General features: G+C 67.6%; 17 protein-coding genes. 11 read left to right on the top strand and 6 right to left on the bottom strand.

The window, feature by feature from the left end; all coding sequences use genetic code 11:
• The first annotated feature begins 14 nt into the window (after positions 1–14).
• Together hxlB and hxlA are read left to right on the top strand one after the other, a co-directional pair.
• Positions 15–596, top strand: coding sequence for a 6-phospho-3-hexuloisomerase (gene hxlB, locus ASF80_RS04440; RefSeq protein ID WP_056308330.1), 582 nt, complete (start codon positions 15–17; stop codon positions 594–596).
• Between the two features lie 76 nt (positions 597–672).
• Positions 673–1,296: a 3-hexulose-6-phosphate synthase gene (gene hxlA / locus ASF80_RS04435; RefSeq protein WP_056311754.1), complete on the top strand. Its 624-nt coding sequence runs from the start codon at positions 673–675 to the stop codon at positions 1,294–1,296.
• A gap of 69 nt (positions 1,297–1,365) precedes the next feature.
• On the opposite strand, the gene ASF80_RS04430 is transcribed toward hxlA, so the two are convergent.
• From ASF80_RS04430 to ASF80_RS04415, 4 genes are all read right to left on the bottom strand, one after another.
• On the bottom strand, positions 1,366–2,295 hold the full coding sequence (locus tag ASF80_RS04430) for an HAD family hydrolase (protein WP_056308328.1): 930 nt from the start codon (positions 2,293–2,295) through the stop codon (positions 1,366–1,368).
• Positions 2,296–2,323: 28 nt separating this feature from the next.
• A complete protein-coding gene (locus ASF80_RS04425) occupies positions 2,324–3,211 on the bottom strand; it encodes a formylglycine-generating enzyme family protein (protein WP_268776009.1) in 888 nt (295 codons plus the stop codon).
• A 43-nt stretch (positions 3,212–3,254) separates the two neighbouring features.
• Positions 3,255–4,796, bottom strand: coding sequence for an arylsulfatase (locus tag ASF80_RS04420; RefSeq protein WP_056308326.1), 1,542 nt, complete (start codon positions 4,794–4,796; stop codon positions 3,255–3,257).
• 208 nt (positions 4,797–5,004) lie between these two features.
• On the bottom strand, positions 5,005–5,838 hold the full coding sequence (locus tag ASF80_RS04415; protein WP_162239112.1) for a mechanosensitive ion channel family protein: 834 nt from the start codon (positions 5,836–5,838) through the stop codon (positions 5,005–5,007).
• 185 nt (positions 5,839–6,023) lie between these two features.
• Here ASF80_RS04415 and ASF80_RS04410 point away from each other — a divergent pair, with 185 nt between their 5' ends.
• Together ASF80_RS04410 and ASF80_RS04405 are read left to right on the top strand one after the other, a co-directional pair.
• Complete coding sequence (locus ASF80_RS04410; RefSeq protein WP_157520975.1) at positions 6,024–7,133, top strand: DUF998 domain-containing protein; 1,110 nt, start codon at positions 6,024–6,026, stop codon at positions 7,131–7,133.
• A 174-nt stretch (positions 7,134–7,307) separates the two neighbouring features.
• Positions 7,308–9,719 carry a LuxR C-terminal-related transcriptional regulator gene (locus tag ASF80_RS04405; RefSeq protein ID WP_414845662.1) on the top strand — a complete coding sequence of 804 codons (2,412 nt, stop codon included), beginning with the start codon at positions 7,308–7,310 and terminating at the stop codon, positions 9,717–9,719.
• Positions 9,720–9,728: 9 nt separating this feature from the next.
• On the opposite strand, the gene ASF80_RS04400 is transcribed toward ASF80_RS04405, so the two are convergent.
• Both ASF80_RS04400 and ASF80_RS04395 read right to left on the bottom strand, forming a co-directional pair.
• A complete protein-coding gene (locus ASF80_RS04400; protein ID WP_056308320.1) occupies positions 9,729–10,169 on the bottom strand; it encodes a DUF6325 family protein in 441 nt (146 codons plus the stop codon).
• A 4-nt stretch (positions 10,170–10,173) separates the two neighbouring features.
• On the bottom strand, positions 10,174–10,560 hold the full coding sequence (locus ASF80_RS04395; protein ID WP_056308319.1) for a PLDc N-terminal domain-containing protein: 387 nt from the start codon (positions 10,558–10,560) through the stop codon (positions 10,174–10,176).
• A gap of 243 nt (positions 10,561–10,803) precedes the next feature.
• Here ASF80_RS04395 and ASF80_RS04390 point away from each other — a divergent pair, with 243 nt between their 5' ends.
• The 7 genes from ASF80_RS04390 (at position 10,804) to ASF80_RS04360 (ending at position 18,168) form a co-directional block, all read left to right on the top strand.
• Positions 10,804–12,501, top strand: coding sequence for a SulP family inorganic anion transporter (locus ASF80_RS04390; protein WP_056308316.1), 1,698 nt, complete (start codon positions 10,804–10,806; stop codon positions 12,499–12,501).
• Positions 12,494–12,928: a DUF6325 family protein gene (locus ASF80_RS04385; RefSeq protein WP_056308314.1), complete on the top strand. Its 435-nt coding sequence runs from the start codon at positions 12,494–12,496 to the stop codon at positions 12,926–12,928. Before ASF80_RS04390 ends, ASF80_RS04385 begins: the two co-directional genes overlap by 8 nt.
• Before the next feature lies 1 nt (position 12,929).
• Positions 12,930–13,286: an SHOCT domain-containing protein gene (locus ASF80_RS04380; RefSeq protein WP_056308312.1), complete on the top strand. Its 357-nt coding sequence runs from the start codon at positions 12,930–12,932 to the stop codon at positions 13,284–13,286.
• 22 nt (positions 13,287–13,308) lie between these two features.
• Positions 13,309–13,983 (top strand): GAP family protein, encoded by a 675-nt coding sequence (locus tag ASF80_RS04375; RefSeq protein WP_056308311.1) that lies wholly within the window; start codon positions 13,309–13,311, stop codon positions 13,981–13,983.
• Between the two features lie 158 nt (positions 13,984–14,141).
• Entirely contained in the window at positions 14,142–15,530 is a 1,389-nt protein-coding gene (locus ASF80_RS04370; RefSeq protein WP_235559877.1) for a hypothetical protein, read from the top strand.
• 52 nt (positions 15,531–15,582) lie between these two features.
• Positions 15,583–17,268 carry a SulP family inorganic anion transporter gene (locus tag ASF80_RS04365; RefSeq protein WP_235559876.1) on the top strand — a complete coding sequence of 562 codons (1,686 nt, stop codon included), beginning with the start codon at positions 15,583–15,585 and terminating at the stop codon, positions 17,266–17,268.
• Between the two features lie 15 nt (positions 17,269–17,283).
• Positions 17,284–18,168: a formylglycine-generating enzyme family protein gene (locus ASF80_RS04360; protein ID WP_414845661.1), complete on the top strand. Its 885-nt coding sequence runs from the start codon at positions 17,284–17,286 to the stop codon at positions 18,166–18,168.
• The last annotated feature ends 9 nt before the right edge of the window (positions 18,169–18,177 follow it).

The following is an 18,177-nucleotide window of genomic DNA, read 5'->3' as shown; positions in this document are numbered from 1 at the left end:
CGCACGATGGAGGAATGGACGTGATGGAGGTCGGCCTCGGGCATTCCCTGGGGCTCGTGTCGAATGAGGTCAGCACCGTGCTCGGATCGGTGATCCGCACCGACCCTGTCTCCCTCGGACGCGTGGCCGATCTGGTGGCCGACGCGCCTCGGGTCTTCGTGCTCGGTGCGGGACGCTCCGGTCTCGCACTCCGGATGACCGCGATGCGGCTGATGCACCTGGGGCTCGACGTCCATGTGGTGGGGGAGACGACGACACCGGCGATCTCGCGGGGCGATCTCCTTCTCGTCGCGAGCGGTTCGGGAACGACCTCGGGCATCGTACGTGCAGCGGAGACCGCTGTGGGGGTCGGCGCCGAGGTCGCGACGATCACCACCGACGGGTCCTCGCCGCTCGCCTCGCTCTCGGGGTCGGCGACGATCGTCGTGCCGGCGGCGGGCAAGCTCGATCGCTCAGGTGCGGCCTCGGCCCAGTACGCAGGCAGCCTCTTCGAACAGGCCGTCGTGCTGATCGGCGATGCGCTGTTCCACGCTCTCTGGGCGCGGAGCGGCCAGGACGCCGACGCCCTCTGGCCTCGTCACTCGAACCTCGAATGACCGCGACGACCGGGTCACTGCCGTGACCGGTCCACCGCAGCCACTAGTGCATGACCGCAGTAATGAAAGGAACATGATGAAGCTGCAATTCGCAATGGACACGCTCACGACGGAGGCCGCGCTCGCGCTCGCCGAGGCGGCTGCTCCGCACGTCGACATCCTCGAGCTCGGCACCCCGCTGATCAAGAGCGCTGGCCTCAGCGCAGTCACCGCGATCAAGCAGGCCCACCCCGACAAGATCGTCTTCGCCGACCTCAAGACCATGGATGCCGGCGAGCTCGAGGCCGACATCGCCTTCACCGCCGGTGCAGACCTCGTGACCGTTCTCGGTACCGCGGGCGACAGCACGATCGCGGGTGCCGTCAAAGCAGCGAAGAAGCATGGCAAGGGGATCGTCGTCGACCTCATCGGAGTGAAGGACAAGCCCGCGCGGGCGAAGGAGGTCGTCGAACTGGGCGCCGAGTTCGTCGAGATGCACGCGGGTCTCGACGAGCAGGCCGAGGAGGGCTTCACCTTCGACACGCTGCTGCGTAACGGAGAGGCTTCGGGAGTGCCGTTCTCGGTCGCTGGCGGCGTGAACGCCGCCAGCATCGGCTCGGTGCAGAAGTCGGGCGCGCAGATCGCCGTCGCCGGAAGCGCGATCTACAGTGCGCCGGATGTCGGCGCCGCCGCAGCCGAGCTCCGCGCAGCCATCGGCTGAGGCCGTTCGAATCCGTCTGACAGAGAGGGACCCCGCCCGGGTGGGCGGGGTCCCTCTCTGCGGTGCATGTCACGACTGCGGAGCGAAGACCGTCTCCCAGTCGTCTTTCACGCTCACACGGGTGAAGCCGGATGATTCGACCTGAGCCAGTGCGTCCTCGGCGCCCTTGTCGTAGGGGGCGTCGCCGCGTCCGGAGTCGTCATCGTGGTGCACGAGCAGGCTGAGGGATCGCGGATGCTTCTGCACGAATCGCAGCATCGGCACATCCCCGTTGGAGTTGCCGGCGGCGAGCAGAGGGCGACGGCCGATCCTCGTCCAGATGCGGATCGGCTTCTGCGGTCCGTCGTCGAAGAAGTCGAAGTTCTCGCCGTAGCGCACGTCGTTGCTGTCGCTGTCATAGCGGAGCCCGACCGCTGAGCCGATCACGCGCTCGGGAGGGATGCCGTAGGTGTCGACCGTCATGGGGCGCATGAAGTCCCGGTCACCGCCCGAGACGATGTAGCAGGTGAAACCGTGCGATTCGAGATATCGGAGCAGCTCCACCATGGGCTGATACGAGACCGTCGTGTAGGCGCGGGCGAGGGTCAGATGTCTGGCGTCGCGGTAGAAGGCGGCGACGGCCGCCTGGTAGTCGTCGACGCTCAGACCGATCGTGGTCCGTACGAGAGCTCCGATCAGGGTGTGCAGATCCGAGTCGTCCCCGGCGTAGTGCTTGTCGATCGCGCCGCCCAACCAGGCATAGTCCCCGTCGACGGCGGCCTTGTAGGGCTGTTGCGCAGCGAGAGTCGGGTCTTCGCGACCGGCCGCGGCCCACTGCTCGACGATGTAGTGCAGCTGGGTCGGCATGGGCTTCTCGGTCCACAGCGTGCCGTCGTTGTCGAAGACCCCGATGCGCTCCTCCTGGGGCACGGCACCGGGTCCGGTGGTGACCGCCTCGACGAACTCGACGATCGCATCTCGGCTGGCGCTCTCACGCCATGAAGCCAGGGGTGTACTCATTCGCACGTCTCCTCATCATCTTCTGCTGTCAGCTGCGAGCCACTCTGAACCCGATGTGGCTCATACCGGTGTCGATCATCTGCCCGCGTCTGGCCGCCGGCCGGTAACGACGGCAGTAACTGTCCGCGCAGAGGAAAGAACCGCCCTTCACGGTCTTGCGCGGGACATCGAAATGACCCGACGGCTCGACGCTCTCCTCACGGCTTCCCCCGCGGGGGTTCGACGGAGCGCAGCATCCGCCCTCGCCGTCGTAGTCGTGGTACCAGTCGGACGTCCATTCCCACACGTTGCCCGCCATGTCGAACAGGCCGTATCCGTTGGGCTCGAACGAGCGCACGGGGGCGGTCGAGCCGTAGCCGCGGATGGCACGCCAGGGGAAGTCGCCGTGCCAGTAGTTCGCGCGCCGGTCACCCGCAGACTCCGGTTCCTCGCCCCAGGTGTACGCGGCCCCGTCGAGACCGCCCCGTGCCGCGAACTCCCATTCCGCCTCCGTGGGCAGGCGCAGTCTCGCCCAGTCGGCGTAGGCCTGAGCATCCTCGTAGGCGATGTGCACGACGGGATGCTCGGCCGCGTCGCCGATCGACGAGCCGGGTCCGAACGGGCGTCGCCAGTTCGCCCCGGGGGTCCACGCCCACCATTGACTCAGATGGCGCAGATCCACGGGACCAGGCGTGCCGGTGAAGACCATCGAGCCCGGCTGCAGGTTCTCCACCGGAGCGCCGGGGAAGTCCGCCGGGTCGAGAGGCCGCTCGGCCACCGTGCGATAGCCGGTGGCGCGCACGAAGGCCGCGTACTCCCGGTTCGTGACCGCGGCGGGACTGATCCAGAAGCCGCTCACGCGCACACGGTGCGCCGGCGCCTCCTCTGGGTAGTGGTGGTCGGAGCCCATGGTGAACTCCCCGCCGTCGATCCGCACGAGGCCATCGACGGCGGGGAGTATCGAGATGTTCGTGATCAGGTCAATCGCCCCCGGCGAGGAACGCCTCGAGCTTCGCGACCGCCTGATCGATGCTGAACGTCGCGGCCTTCTGGCGAGGGGGGAACTCCTCGAAGGTCTCGAGGAACTGCGACACCAGGCTCGTCGCGGCGAGTATCAGGAAGTCGTTCTCGAACAGCCAGTCGAAGTAGGTGTTCGACGTCTGGTCCGCCCGTTCGTAGGGATCGGTGCGCAGGTTGAACAGCTTCGGCACGCGCAGCGGCACGAACGGCTCCATCCACACCTGGAGAGTGCCCTGCACCCGCTGCTCCATGAAGACGACCTTCCAGTTGTCGAAGCGCAGCGCGAGCACATCGCCGTCGTCCGAGAAGTAGATGAGGCCCTTGCGGGGGCTCTTGTCGACCTCCCCGGTCAGGTAGGGGAGCAGGTTGTAGCCGTCGATGTGCACCTTGTACGTGACGTCGCCGATCTCCTTCCCCTTCTTCAGCTCATCGACCGTCGTCGTGTCGCCGACCGCCGCGAGGAAGGTCGGCAGCCAGTCGTGGTGCTGAACGATCTCGTTCGAGATGCTTCCGGCCTCGATGTGTCCTGGCCAGCGGATCATCTCGGGGATGCGGAACGCACCTTCCCAGTTCGTGTTCTTCTCGCTGCGGAACGGTGTCATGCCGCCGTCGGGCCAGGTGTTCATGTGGGGGCCGTTGTCGGTCGAGTAGATGACGATCGTGTCGTCGGCGATGCCGAGCTCGTCGAGCTGGTCGAGCAGGCTGCCGACGACCTTGTCGTGGTCGATCATCGTGTCGTGATACTCCGACTGCCAGCGCCCCGCCTGACCGATGCTCTCGGGCTTGGGGTGCGTGCGGAAGTGCATGTGGGTCGTGTTGACCCAGGCGAAGAACGGAGTGTCGTCCGCCACCGCGCGCCCGATGAAGTCCTGGGCGGCCTCGGCGAAGACCTCGTCGATCGTCTCCATGCGCTTGCGCGTGAGTGGCCCTGTGTCCTCGATGCGCTGCTTGCCGCGGGGTCCGTAGCGGCCGTCGACGGTGTCGTCGTACTCGTCGGTCGCCCAGCTGTGCAGCACGCCGCGGGGTCGGGCGCGGTCGTTGAACCCGGGGAACTCCTCGGGCGACGGCCAGTTCGCCGCCTCTGGTTCCTCCTCCGCGTTCAGGTGGTAGAGGTTTCCGAAGAACTCGTCGAAGCCGTGCACGGTGGGCAGGAACTCGTTCTTGTCGCCCAGATGGTTCTTGCCGAACTGCCCGGTGGCGTACCCGTGGGGCTTCAGCACCTCGGCGATCGTGACGTCCTCGGCGCGGAGTCCGATGTCGGCACCGGCCATGCCGACCTTGCTCAGCCCCGTGCGGAAGACGCTCTGTCCGGTGATGAACGACGCACGGCCGGCGGTGCAGCTCTGCTCGCCGTACGAGTCGGTGAAGCGCATGCCCTCTTCGGCGATGCGATCGATGTTCGGGGTGTGGTAGCCCATCAGGCCGTCGCTGTAGCAGCTCAGATTCGAGATGCCGATGTCATCGCCCCAGATCACGAGGATGTTGGGCTTTCCGCCAGGCATCAGAGACCTCCCTGATCGACGGGGCGCGAGCTGTCGTTCGTCACCGGCGGTGCACCGTCTTGTCGAATTGATCGAGCTGTCACGTGTTGCATGTCTGACTCCCGTCGCTGTCGATGGTGATGCTGTCGATGGTGATCATGTCGATCGTGCACGCCGGTCTGGGGCAACGGTAGGTCGTGCTCACCTGGTGAGGGTGAGGTGCCGCGAGTCAGATCTGCTCGGCGACGACGAGGGGGTTCTCGCCTCGATCAGCGACCACGACAGCGGTGATGCCGGCCGCCTCCAGCGCTGCGGCCACCTGCTGCACCGCATCCGAGACGACCGTCGCAGCGTGCAGGGGATGGTGCCACAACTGCAGGGAGAGGATCCATCGTGTCGGCGAGACGGATGTCACAAGGACCTGCGCGTGCTCGTTGCGATGGACTCCGTCGATCTCGGCCGCAGCGTCGAGGACGACCTCGATCAGGCTCTGCAACTCGCGACCCTCAGCGCGGGCCGCGCGGATCTCGAGGGTGCTCCGTCGCGCGCCGTGGCGCGATTCGTTGAGCAGCACGCCCGTGAGCAGCAGAGCATTCGGAACGTGCGCCGTCCTGCCGTCCGCCGTCGTGATGATGACGGTGCGGCCGGTGAGCTCTCTGACGACCCCGCGGATCGCGCCGTCGGGTCCCTCGACGCAGATCTGCTCGCCGATCTTCACCGACTGCCGCGACTGGATCAGGACGCCCGCGGCGAAGTTGTCGGCGACTCCCCGCAGCACGAGGATGAGCACGACGACCGCGATCGCCGTCATGGCGAGCAGCGGCTGCACGTTCGCGCCGAGGAAGGCGAGCCCGATGCCGATTCCCACGAGCAGCAGGGTGTACTGCGTGACGCGCGCGGCGAGCTGTGCGACCGAATCCGAGATGCCGGGAGTGCGCGCGGCGAGCTTGAGTACGGCCCCCCGCGCGAAGTGGGACGTGACCCAGCCGACGACGACTGACAGGATCGCCAGCGCGATCTGCCAGGTCGTGATGCCGGAGGGGAACAGATCGTCGAGGCTCACGACGGCATCCTCCACACCGTTGACGCACTCGGCCTCGCTCGCATGTCTCCCAGGGTGGTCCGCATCCATCGCTCGCGCGTGTGCGGATCACCCGCGGCGGGTGATCCGCGTGCGTCCCTCCCGCCTCGCCCTGATGGGATGAAGGCTCCGTCGCGGGGCGACCGCATCGGGTCGACACTGTGTGGATGATGACGAATCCGGCACCTCAGGATCTCCTCGACGTCGCACGATCGAGCACCGAGCCGCGGGAGCGCGCCCGCGAGGCGATCGGCCTGCAGATCTCGATCGTCGCGTTCATCGTCACCGGCCTCGTCGCGTTGCCCGTCTTCGGCCTGCGGTCGGCACCGATCGCCGGGAGCGGGTCGGTCGGACAGTTCGCGGCCATAGCGTCGGCCGCGACGGCGATCGTCGTCTTCGTGCTGGGGTACGTCGTCGCCTCCGACCGCACCGCACCGAGACAGGCGCGGGTGCTCGTGATCCTCGACCTCGCTGCCGTCGCCTTCGCGCACGCCGTGATCGCCCTGCTCGGTTGGACGTTGGTCGCCACGATCATGGAGCAGGGGTTCGAGGGCGCGGTGGTCTTCCCGATCCCCGTGCTGCTGCTGTCGGCCGCCACTGCAGGAGTCACGGCCTACGTCGTGTACTTCTCCGCGACCCACATGGATCTGCAGCTGCTCGCGCTCGTGCTGGCCGTCTTCCTGGTGTTCGGAGTGGTCACGAGCATGCTGACCGCCAGCGACCCGCTGTGGTGGAAGGACAACCTGAGCGCCCTCGGCATGACGAACGACCTCTCGGCGCGAACCTTCAATCTCACGCTGATCGTGGCAGGCATCCTCGTGACCACGCTCGCGCGCACCGCGACGCGGGGGATTCCGACCCCGAACCCGCGCGGCGTGACGGGAGTGCGGACGAGCCTCGTCATCGTCGGGATTTTCCTCGGCCTCGTCGGGGTGTTCCCGGTCGATGAGTTCTTCGCCCTGCACACGGGCGTCGCTTCAGGCATGGTCGTGGCCTTCGGCATCCTCGTGTTCATGCTGCGGCTGTGGATTCCCGGAGTGTCGCGCACGTTCCTCATGCTCGGATTCGTGTTCATCCTCGTCATCGTCGCTCTCGCGGTGCTGTTCGCCGTCGGCTACTACACGCTCACGGCGGTGGAGCTCGTGGCGGGAACGCTGGTCTTCACCTGGATCATCCTGTTCATCCGCACCGCGGATGCTCTCGCGCGCGATGCCGTCGCGACGGACAGAGCGGCGCCTTCTGCTCCTCAGGGGGCAGTGGTGGATGCACACGCATGAGTCCTTGTTCCCACCCCGATATATCAGTACGTTGAACGCATGGTCAGCCTCCCCCGCTTGACGAAATCCGGGCCAGAAGTACGGTTCAGAGCTCCCTCGCGGCCACCGGGCATCATCTCCCGGGAGCGAGTCACGACAGCGATCGATGCCGCGGTCGCGAGCAGCCCGCTCACTGTGATCAGCGCGCCGAGCGGCTTCGGCAAGACGATGGCTGCCGCAGAATGGGCGAAGTCCGAGGATGAGGTCGCCTGGCTCGCGCTGAACGCCTACGACTCCGATCCGAGCAGGCTCGCGCAGGGCGTCGTCGATGCTCTCAATGTCGCCTCCGAACGAGCCGGGGGTCCACTGCTCTTCCCGCGCGATCTGGAGGATCCGGGCCGGGCGTATCAGGAGATCTGCCGCGTGTTCGCCGACATCGACAGCACGATCCATCTGATCGTCGATGACGCGCATCGGGCGGGAGAGGACTGGCGGAGCGGGTTGCTGGGGCTCCTCGCGGAGCAGGCGCCCGATCAGCTGAGGATCGTGCTCGTCGGAACGACTCTCCTCGAGGTGACCTCGTCCAGACAGCGATTGATGAACCCGGGATCGTTCGTGGGCGCCGACGTCCTGAGCTTCACCGGGTCCGAGGTCAGGACCCTTCATGCGAGGGAGCCGGTCGATCTCGCTCCCGAGTCGATCCTCGAGGAGACGCGGGGGTGGCCCATCGCCGTGCGCCTGATGCTGATCGGGGGCGCGCGCCCCGACTCGGATGCGGCGATCGCCTCGGCCTTCCTCGGGGACTATGTGCGAGAGCACGTTCTCGAGGTGCTGCCGGCAGACATCTCGCGTTTCGTCCTCGATGCGAGTGTCTGCGGCGAACTCACCGGCGACCTCGCAGCTGCCGTGACCCAGGATCCTCGCGCGGCTGAGCTGCTCGAGACCTGCGTGCGGCTCGGGCTGTTCCTGGACAAGTTCGAAGGTCCGCATTGTCCGGTGTATCGGTGGCACGCGGCATTCGCGAAGCAATGTGCCGAGATACTGCAGACCGACCCCGCCCGCGCTGCGGCCTGTCATCGCCGGGCCGCAGCGCATCTCGACGACACCGATCCCATCTCCGCGATCACCCACTCGCTCAGAGCGGAGGACACCGAGCGCGCGCGTCAGACGCTTCTCGACCATTGGGTGGGACTCGTCGTCGGGTCGGCGGCCGCAGAGGTCGAACGCACCGCGACCGAGATGCTGCGCCACGCACCCGACGATGCCGAAGTGCTCCTCATCCGTGCCTGTGCGAGCGATGTGCTCGGCGACCGACACGTCGCACGAGAGCTCTTCCACCGGGCGGTCGGCCTGATCGACGCAGCCGGCCCCACTCGGCGCCCTGCCGTTCTGCAACTGGCGCACCTGTTCATCGCCGACGATCGCGATCAGCTCGCTCAGGCGAGCGCCGATGTGCGCGAGATGCTCCTGAGCGAGGATGCGACGGCCCTCAGCGATCGTGCCGCGATCAACTACCTGATGGGCTGGACCGAGATCCGCCACCGCACCGATCCCTCCCTGCCGGTCGAGTACTTCGCGGCGGCTGCCAGGGAGGCGCAGAACTCGGGAGACGACGAGCTCGCGAAGCGCTCTCTGGGCCATCTGGCCTTCGGGCAGACGTGGGCGGGACAGTTCGCCGCTGCGCGCGCGTCGCTCGCGGCCGTCGGGCGGATGGAAGGTGTGCGGCTGTCCTGGAACACGTATGCCGGCGGTAGCGCAGATGCGGCCGCCGGGTATGTCTCCTACTGGTCCGGCGACGTCGACGAAGCGATCGACGACTTCGGCGCCCTGCTCTCGAACGGCGGTGCGGATCGGTCGTTCACGAGCATCGCGCGGATGATGATCGCCTACGCCACCGCGGAGACCGGAGACGCCGCTGCCTGCCGCCGTGCGGCGATAGGGATTCAGGACATCCCGCTCGAGATCGTGCACGGGATCGCCTGGCCGGTGTTCCGCGAATCCTCGATCGGACTTCTGGAAGAGGCCGTCGGTCGCCAGGATCGGGCGCTGCGGATCGCGAGCAAGTATGTGCAGTGCCCCGACCTCCCGGTCGTGTGCGTGGCGCTCGCCGGTGTGTTCCGCAGGGCGGGGGAGTACGCCACCGCTCTCGAGATGCTCCGGAGCCTCCGCACGTTCTCGGAGGTCTCGTACGTGAAGGTGTCGACCTTGATCACCGCAGCAGTCCTGCGGCGTCACGCGGGCTATCACGACGGGGCACACGAGCTCTGCGAGGCTGCGCTCGCCGTCGCGTCGGCGGAGGACATCCGGCTGCCGTTCGGTCCGCGCGAATCCGCAGTGCGCAAGCTGCTCCACGAGCACGTGCACTTCGGCAGCCAGTTCGAGGACTTCATCGCTCGGTGCCTCGTCGCCGAGGTGTCCGGTTCGCGTGTCGGCGCCCTGTCGGATCGGGAGCGGGATGTCTACCAGCAGCTCCAGACCGCGCGCACCCTTCCGGAGATCGCAGCGGTCCTGAACCTGTCCATCAACACGGTGAAGACGCATCAGCGGTCGATCTACCGCAAGCTGGGCGTCTCTTCGCGTCGCGAGGCGGTGCAGACCACGGTCTGAGGCGCAGCCTCAGCGGAGGTCGTGCGTGGATCCGAGCACCGCGTTCGCCACCGCGGCAGGGATGAACTGCGTTGCGAGGACGGTGTCGCCGTTGAATGTCAGCTCGGCGGAGAACTGCTCGGCCCAGGTCGGCTCCACCAGGATGAGCAGGGCGGACGAGGCCACAGGGAGCACGGCGGCGAAATGTCTCACGTCGTCTTCGGCGACCAAGCCCCGAGCATGGAGCTCGAGTCCGGCGAGGGTGAACTCGTCGGAGTCCACCTCGATGAGACCGAACTCGTGCGGCGTCGGGCGCCGGATGAGCAGCACGTCGAGAACGCGCACGGTGCCGGCCTCCACCTGCCTCAGCAGCGCCTCGAGAACACTCGGGCGGAGATGGTCGGAGTCGAGTCTCACGACGAAGAACTCGACGTCGCCGAGAGCTCGCGTCACACCGACCATCTCGCCCATGTCATCAGCTGAGGGCTCGGGCCTTGATGGACGCGAACTCCTCGTTCGTGATGGTCCCCGCGGCGAGGAGCTTCGACGCCTTGTCGATCTCATCACTCGGGCTGTGCGACGCCACGCTGCGGATGTACGAGTCGGCTGCGTGCCGCTGCTCCTGATACGCGGAGGCACCCCGCTCGGCCATCCCCTTGCCGCGGGCGATGAGGTAGACCAGCGCCGTGAGGAACGGCACGAAGATCAGGAAGATGATCCAGATCGCCTTGACCCAGCCGTTGACCGAGTGGTCGCGGAAGAGGTCGGCGACGATGTTGAAGAGCACCATGAGGTACGAGATGAACACGAATGCCCAGAAGAACCACCAGATGATGGCCCAGAAGCTGTCCCAGATCGACATCATCGACTCCTTTCGTTGAGGTAATGCGTACCGAGATCCTGACAGCGCCCACCGCCCGCTGTACCGCCACCTCACCCAGAGCGGGCGAGCCTCTCTCGGAGCCCTTCGCGACGCCGCTCTGTGCTGCGGTCACCCCGTTGGGGTGAGCGCACCGATCGCCGTCCTGCGCACCGGTGCGAGCATGAGTCGCACATCGCCCGCACCCGTGGCGACGGCACGGGACGACGGTACGGAGGTGACCAGGTGCAGCGACCGCTGGCAGGACTGACGCGTGCGAACATCGTGCGCGAGCTGCTCGCCGGCGTGACGCTGCTCGCGATCGCCATCCCGCTCAACATCGGCTACGCGCAGATCGCCGGGCTTCCGGCGACCGCAGGCCTCTACGCGCTCGTCGTCCCCACCGTCATCTACGCGCTCGTGGTGTCGTCGCGCCAGCTGGTCGCTTCGCCGGATGCCGCGGCCGCCGCGCTCGTCGCATCGTCGATCGGCGGGCTCGCGGTCGCAGGATCAGCGGACTACGCCGTGCTCGCGCTCGCTCAGGCGATCATCTGCGGCGTGATGTTCATCCTGCTCGCGGTCTTCAAACTCGGCTTCCTCGCGAACTTCCTGTCCAAGCCGATCCTGATCGGGTTCGTCGGGGGACTCGCGCTAGACATCCTGGTGTCGCAGATCGCCAAGATGCTCGGCGTGAAGATCGATTCGGGGGGTGAGTTCGTCGAGAAGGTGGGTGACCTTCTCGGCGGGCTCGGCTCGGCGAACGGCTGGTCGGTGCTGATCGCCGCGGCATCTGTGGCGGTGCTGCTTCTCGGCAAGAGGTTCCTTCGCATGGTGCCGTGGGCGCTGGTCGTGCTGGTCGTGGCGACCGTCGTGGTCGTGATCGCCGGCCTCGGCGACAAGGGCGTCGCGGTGCTCGGGGAGGTGCCCGCCGGTCCGCCGTCGTTCACCTGGCCCGTGATCGACTGGCAGACCTGGCTTCTCCTTGTCCCCTCGGCGATAGCGCTGACGCTCGTGACCACCGCCGAAGGGCTGCTCGTGTCGCGGTCATACGGCGAGAAGCGCCACTACCGCACCTCCCCGAACCGCGACCTGATGGCGTTCGGGGTCGCGAACATCGCGGCGGGGGCGCAAGGGAGCTTCGCCGTCGGATCGTCGACCAGCCGGACGGCGGCGATGGACCAGGCGGGCTCTCGCACCCAGTTGCCTTCTCTCGTCCTGGCCGTCGGGACACTCCTCCTGCTGCTCTTCGGCACCGGGCTTCTCGAGGACATCCCGTCTCCCGCCATCGGCGCCATCGTCGGAGTGGCGATCCTGCCGCTCCTGGGGTTCCGCGAGCTCGTCTCGCTGTGGAGACTCGACAGATTCGAGTTCGCGGTCGGGGCCGTGTGCTTCCTCGTGACCCTCTTCGTCGGATCGATCCCCGGCATCGTCGTCGCCTTCGTGCTCGCGCTGATCAATCTCGCGAAGCGTGCGGCGAATCCCGCCATCGACGTCCTGGCAGACGACGGCGAGCCCGGGGACTCTCTGCTCGAAGAGGGGGCAGCCGGGTCGATGACGGCACCGGGGATCGTCGTCGTGCGCATGGCGGCTCCGCTCTTCTTCGCGAACGGCGACGTCTTCGCGCAGGCGATCCGCGCCGCGGTCACCGCACCGGGCGCAGATGTCGTGCATCACGTCGTCATCGACCTCGAAGCGGTGACCGACGCCGACGTCACTGCTGCGGAGTCCTTCGAAGGTCTCGTCGACTGGCTCGACGATCACGGCGTCTCACTCGCATTCAGCCGCCTGCGCTCGAGCGCTCGACCGCGTCTCGAGCGGCTCGGGATACTGACGGGCCAGCAGGTGTTCGACACCAACAGGGCGGCCGTCTCATCACTGCAGGACCAGGCGCGCAGTACATCGTCAACATCGTCCCACCCAGAGAAAGGGCAGCTTCATGAATGACTTCCGTTTCGGACCGGCGGAGTTCTATCTGGTCGGTTTCGAGGGGGACAGGCCGGATCCGGCCACCTTTCGAGCTCTCACCGATCTCATCAGCAGCGGGGTCGTGCGTCTCCTCGACTTCGTCGTCCTCACCAAGTCCGAGCAGGGGGACATCGAGATCCTCGAACTCGACACGGACGGCGGACCCCTGAGCCTCGGCGACATCACCCCGATAGCCTCCGGGATCGCGGGGGAGGAGGACGTCGACGCGTTGGCCGCGCTGGTCCCGCCGGGGCAGTCTGCCGCCATCGTCGTCCTCGAGCTCTCGTTCGCCCGAGAACTCGCGCAGAAGCTGGCGGCCGCCGGCGGTCAGGTGCTGCGCAGCGAGCGCGTTCCGGCACCCGTCGTGAACGCCATGATGGACATCCTCGACCAGGAAGGTGAATGACATGCCATTCAGAAGATTCGGCCGCCCCGGGTTGATCGGCCTCGCCGCCAGAACCGCGGTCGTCGCAGGAACCGCGACCGCAGTGCAGGGCGCCGCGATGCGCAACCGTGAGCAGCGCGCGCAGGGCCAGTACGAGCAGGAGCAGTACGCCGCCGCGCAGCAGCAGGCGCAGATCGACGCGGCCGCGCAGAACGCGGCGGCGCAGTATGCCGCCCCTGTCGCGCCGGCCGCACCGGCCGCCGCGTCGACGAGCGCCGACGACATGATCTCGAAGCTTCAGCAGCTGGCCTCGCTGAAGGACTCCGGGGTGTTGTCGGAGGAGGAGTTCGCCGCCGCCAAGCAGAAGCTGCTGAGCTAGCCCGCGGGCGAAGGAGACTCTCATGGGCCAGGCCATCGGACAGCTGCTGCCGCTCGCGCTCGGCATCGCGATCAGCCCTCTGCCCATCATCGCGGGCATCCTGATGCTGATGTCGCCGCGCGCCCGCACGACGAGCGTCGGCTTCCTGGTCGGCTGGATCGCGGGGATCGCCATCGTCGCCACCGTCTTCACGCTGCTGTCCTCGGTTCTTCCCGAGGCGTCCGACGACACGTCGAAGCCCGTTCTCGGAGTCGTGCAGATCGTGCTCGGCGTGCTGCTCGTGCTGATGGCGGTGAAGCAGTGGCGCGGGCGTCCGCAGGGTGACGTGATGCCTGAGATGCCGAAGTGGATGCAGCAGATCGACGGGATGTCCTTCGTCGCGACGCTCGGACTCGGGCTGCTGCTCTCGGGCGCGAACCCGAAGAATCTGCTCCTCGGAGCCAGCGCCGGCATGACGCTCGGTGCGCTCGGCCTGTCCGGAGGCGAGGTGACGATCGTGATCGTCTGCTTCACCGTGCTGGCGGCGTCGACCGTGCTGATTCCGGTCGTCGGGTTCCTCCTGGCGTCCGCAGCGCTGCGCGAGCCGCTCGGCCGGCTCCGGGACTGGCTGCAGGCCGAGAACGCCGTCATCATGACGGTGCTGCTGCTGGTGCTCGGGGTCACGATCATCGGCAAGGGGATCGCCGCGTTCTCGTGAGCTGCGGTGGCGAGGACGGGAGAAGGGTGCGGACATGGACTGGGTGATGATCGGCGGATTCGCGTTGCTCGCTCTGGCCATCCTGATGGTGGTCGTCGGCATCATGACGGCGATCCTGATGCGCCGTCGGCGGCGTCGATGAACGAGGAGGACGGCACATGACCGAACTGGACGATCTGAGGGCCCGGGTCCGCGCTCTCGAGCAGGAGAACACCAGCCTTCGTGCGCCGAGGAGGAGGCCGCGAGGCAGATCCGTCGTCGCGGGCATCGTGCTGGTGCTCGCGGTGCTGATCTCGCCGATCGCGGCGATGGGCACGTGGGCGCGGCTTCAGCTGGTGGACGCCGATCAGTTCGTCGCGACCTTCGCTCCGCTGGCACAGGACCCGGACGTGCAGGAGTTCGTCGCCGACCAGGTCAGCGCAGCGATCCACGAGCAGGTCGACCTCACCGCGGTCGTCGGCGACGTCTTCGACGGGCTGCGCGAACTCGACCTGCCACCGCGCGCGGAGTCCGCCCTGACCCTGCTCGAGGTGCCGGCGGCCAGCGGGCTGGTCGGGCTCGTCGACGGTGTCGTGCACGATCTCGTAGCCTCCGACCAGTTCGCGACGATCTGGGCGGAGTCGCTCCGGTTCACGCACGAGAGGGCTGTCGCGATCATGCAGAACAGTCCGGACACCGCGCTGCAGCTCGCCGACGACGGTGTGCTGTCGGTGGACCTCGGAGTCGTGATCGCTCGGGTGAAGGCCGAACTCGCGGAGCGGGGCGTCGGGTTCGCGGATCTCATCCCCGAGATCGACAGATCCATCCCGATCGCGCAGGCCGACGCGCTGGTGCTGGTGAGGACCGTCTACCAGGTGGCGGTGAGCTCAGGATTCTGGCTCCCGTGGATCGTGCTCGGGCTCCTCGTCGTCGGCGTGCTGCTGGCGCGCGACCGGCCGCGCGCGGTGCTCTGGACGAGCCTCGGGTTCGCGCTCGTCTTCCTCCTCTTCTCCGCCGGTCTCGGAATCGGTCGCGGATTCTTCATCGGCGCCGTGAGCCCGTCGATCATGACGGCTGCTGCGGCGGAGTCGATGTTCGACATGCTCACCTCGCTGCTGAGTTCGACGATCGCCGCTCTCGCGCTCGTCGGAGTCGTGGTCGCCGCCTGGGCATGGATCGCCGGATCGAGCCCGATCGCGCGCAAGCTCCGTGGGGCGGCCGAGAGCGGCTTCGCCTCGATCAGGCGTGCGGGGGATCGACGTGGCCTCTCGACCGGACGATTCGGCGCCGGTGTCGACAGGTTCCGCGGGCCGATCCTCGTCACGGGGATGCTCCTGGCCGTGCTGATCCTGATCGTCAACCGACCCGTCTCGTTCGGCATCATCATCGGGCTCGTCCTCGCGCTCCTCGGGCTCGTCCTTGTCGTCGAGCTGGTGCGACGACCGACAGAGGTCGAAACCGAAACAGCACCTGAACCTGAACCTGAACCTGAAGGTGAGCCTGGACTCGAGACCGAGCTCGAGATCGAGATCGACGCGGAGCCGGCACCCGGCGCGCAGACGAGCTGACGGCGGGCGCGAGCCTTGACCGCGGCGACCGTGGAGACAGGGGAGGAACGCTGTGACGCTGCGCACCGGATGGACGCGCTACCGGCGCCGGTTCGGCTCGCGGCGCACGATCGGCGGTGATCTCCGGGCAGGACTCGTGCTCGGCATCGAGAGCGTGCCCGACGGACTCGCGGCGGGGTTGCTCGCGGGTGTGAATCCGCTGTTCGGCTTGAACGCCTACATCGTCGGCACGATCTCCGGCGCGTTGGCGACCGGGTCGGTCTTCATGACCGTGCAGGCGACCGGAGCGATGGCGGTGATCATTGCCGACGTGCCGCAGATGCACGGTGCCGATGGCGCGGCCGCCATGGCGACCCTGACCGTGATGGCGGGCATCGCCATGCTCGCACTGGGCCTCGCCGGACTCGGCAGCCTCGTGCGCTTCATCCCGACAGCTGTGCTCATCGGGTTCGTCAACGCCGTCGCGGTGAACATCGTGCTCAGCCAGCTCGAGAACTTCACGGGATACGACAGCTCGGAAGACGGCCGACTGTGGCGGGTTGTCGATGTCGCGCTGAACCTCGGTCAGGTGAGCTGGGCATCCATCCTGGTCGGCTCGGTCACGATCGCCACGATCCTCCTGCTCGAGCGCACCCGACTCGGAGCACTGTCGATGGTGGTCGCGATCGTGCTCGGTTCGGCCCTCGCGGTGGCTTTTCCCGCAGGCGTCGGCACGATCTCCGACGTGGCCGAGGTGCAGCGTGGCCTCCCCGGCATCTCTCTGCCCGACCCGTCGCTGTTCTTCGCGATGCTCGTTCCCGCTCTGTCCCTCGCTCTCGTGGGGCTGGTGCAGGGCGCGGCCATCTCGGGCTCGATGCCGAACCCCGACGGCACATATCCGAATGCGTCGGCGGACTTCCGAGGGCAGGGGGTCGCGAACATCGCGACCGGGATGCTCCAGGGCATGCCGGTGGGGGGATCCATGTCCGCGACCGCGCTGGCGCGGGCCGCGGGTTCCCGCAGCGCGTCGGCGAATCTGATCGCCGGTGTCGTGATGGTGCTGAGCGTGCTGCTGTTCGCGCCGCTGATCGGCTACATCGCGATGCCGGCGTTGGCGGGGCTCCTGATCCTCGTCGGGGTGCGGACGGTGAAGCCGCACCAGATCGCGATGGTCCTGAAGACAGGACCGGTGCAGATCGCGGTCTTCCTCGTGACCTTCGGGCTCACGCTCGCCATACCCCTGCAGTACGCGGTGCTCAGCGGGGTCGGGTTGGCGGTCATCCTTCACATCGCCCGTCAGTCCAATCGTGTGCGGGTCAGGCAGTGGGTGTTCGACGACGCGAGCGGGCGTCCGACCGAGACCGACCCGCCCTCGGCTCTCGTCGCCGGCTCGACGATCGTGCTCACGCCCTACGGCAGTCTGTTCTTCGCGTCGGCGCCGTCTTTCCGGCAGCAGCTGCCGAGCCCCGACGGCACAGCGGTGGGCACCTACGTCATCATCCGTCTGCGAGGCACAGACGAGTTGGGAGTGACATTTCTCACGATGCTCCGCTCGTACGCGCAGGAGCTCGCCGCAGCCGGGGCCACTCTGATGGTCGCGGGCGTCGGAACCCGCGTCCACGCCCAGCTCGCCTCCACCGGCGTGCGCAGCATCATCGGCGAGGAGAACGTGTTCGTCGAACGCGAGCGCCTCGGCGATGCGCTCGCCGAGGCGCTCGACGAGGTCGCTCGGCGGCGATCCGGCGAGACGGGGGTGTAGACAGGGATGGTGTCGATGATCCAGATTCCCGGCGGAACCCTGCTCATGGGGTCCGAGGAGTTCTACCCCGAAGAGGGGCCGGTGCACGAACGCGAGGTCGCGGCGTTCGAGCTCGACGAGCATCCGGTCACCAACGAGGCCTACGCCTCGTTCGTCCGCGACACCGGATACGTCACGGTCGCCGAGAGGGCGATGGATCCGGCCGACTATCCGGGCGTGCATCCCGACGATCTCGTACCCGGTGCCATGGTGTTCACCGCGACGAACGGGCCCGTCGACCTGCGCGACTGGCGGCACTGGTGGCGCTGGGAGCCTGGCGCGCACTGGCGTCATCCGTTCGGTCTCGACTCCTCGATCGACGCCCGGATGGACCATCCCGTCGTCCACATCGCGTATCCGGATGCCGCGGCGTACGCAGCCTGGGCGGGAAAGCGGCTCGCCACCGAAGCCGAGTGGGAATGGGCGGCGCGTGGCGGTCTGGTCGGTGCGCGGTACGCGTGGGGAGACGACGTCCGGCCTGATGGCGTCGTGATGGCAGACACCTGGCAGGGAGAGTTCCCCTATCTGAACACCGGTGCGGCAGGGTGGGTCGGCACGGCTCCGGTGGGGATGTTCCCGGCGAACGGGTACGGGCTGTACGACATGATCGGCAACGTCTGGGAATGGACGGACGACTACTGGATGCACCGCCACACCGTTCCGGGAGCGGTCGCGGTCGATGCCGGACAGCGTCCGAGTCTGCTCTCAGCCGAGCCCGGATCGCGCATCCCTCGGCGCGTGCTCAAGGGAGGGTCGCACCTGTGCGCTCCGGAGTACTGCCTGCGCTACCGACCCGCTGCCCGTTCGGCCCAGGCCGAGGACACGGCGATGACCCACATCGGTTTCCGCTGCGCCCGATGACTTCCGGTG

Source organism: Microbacterium sp. Leaf159 (assembly GCF_001423615.1).
Classification (GTDB): Bacteria; Actinomycetota; Actinomycetes; order Actinomycetales; family Microbacteriaceae; genus Microbacterium.
Note: the sequence above shows the minus strand (reverse complement) of the source record. Positions and strands in the feature narration are given on the sequence as shown.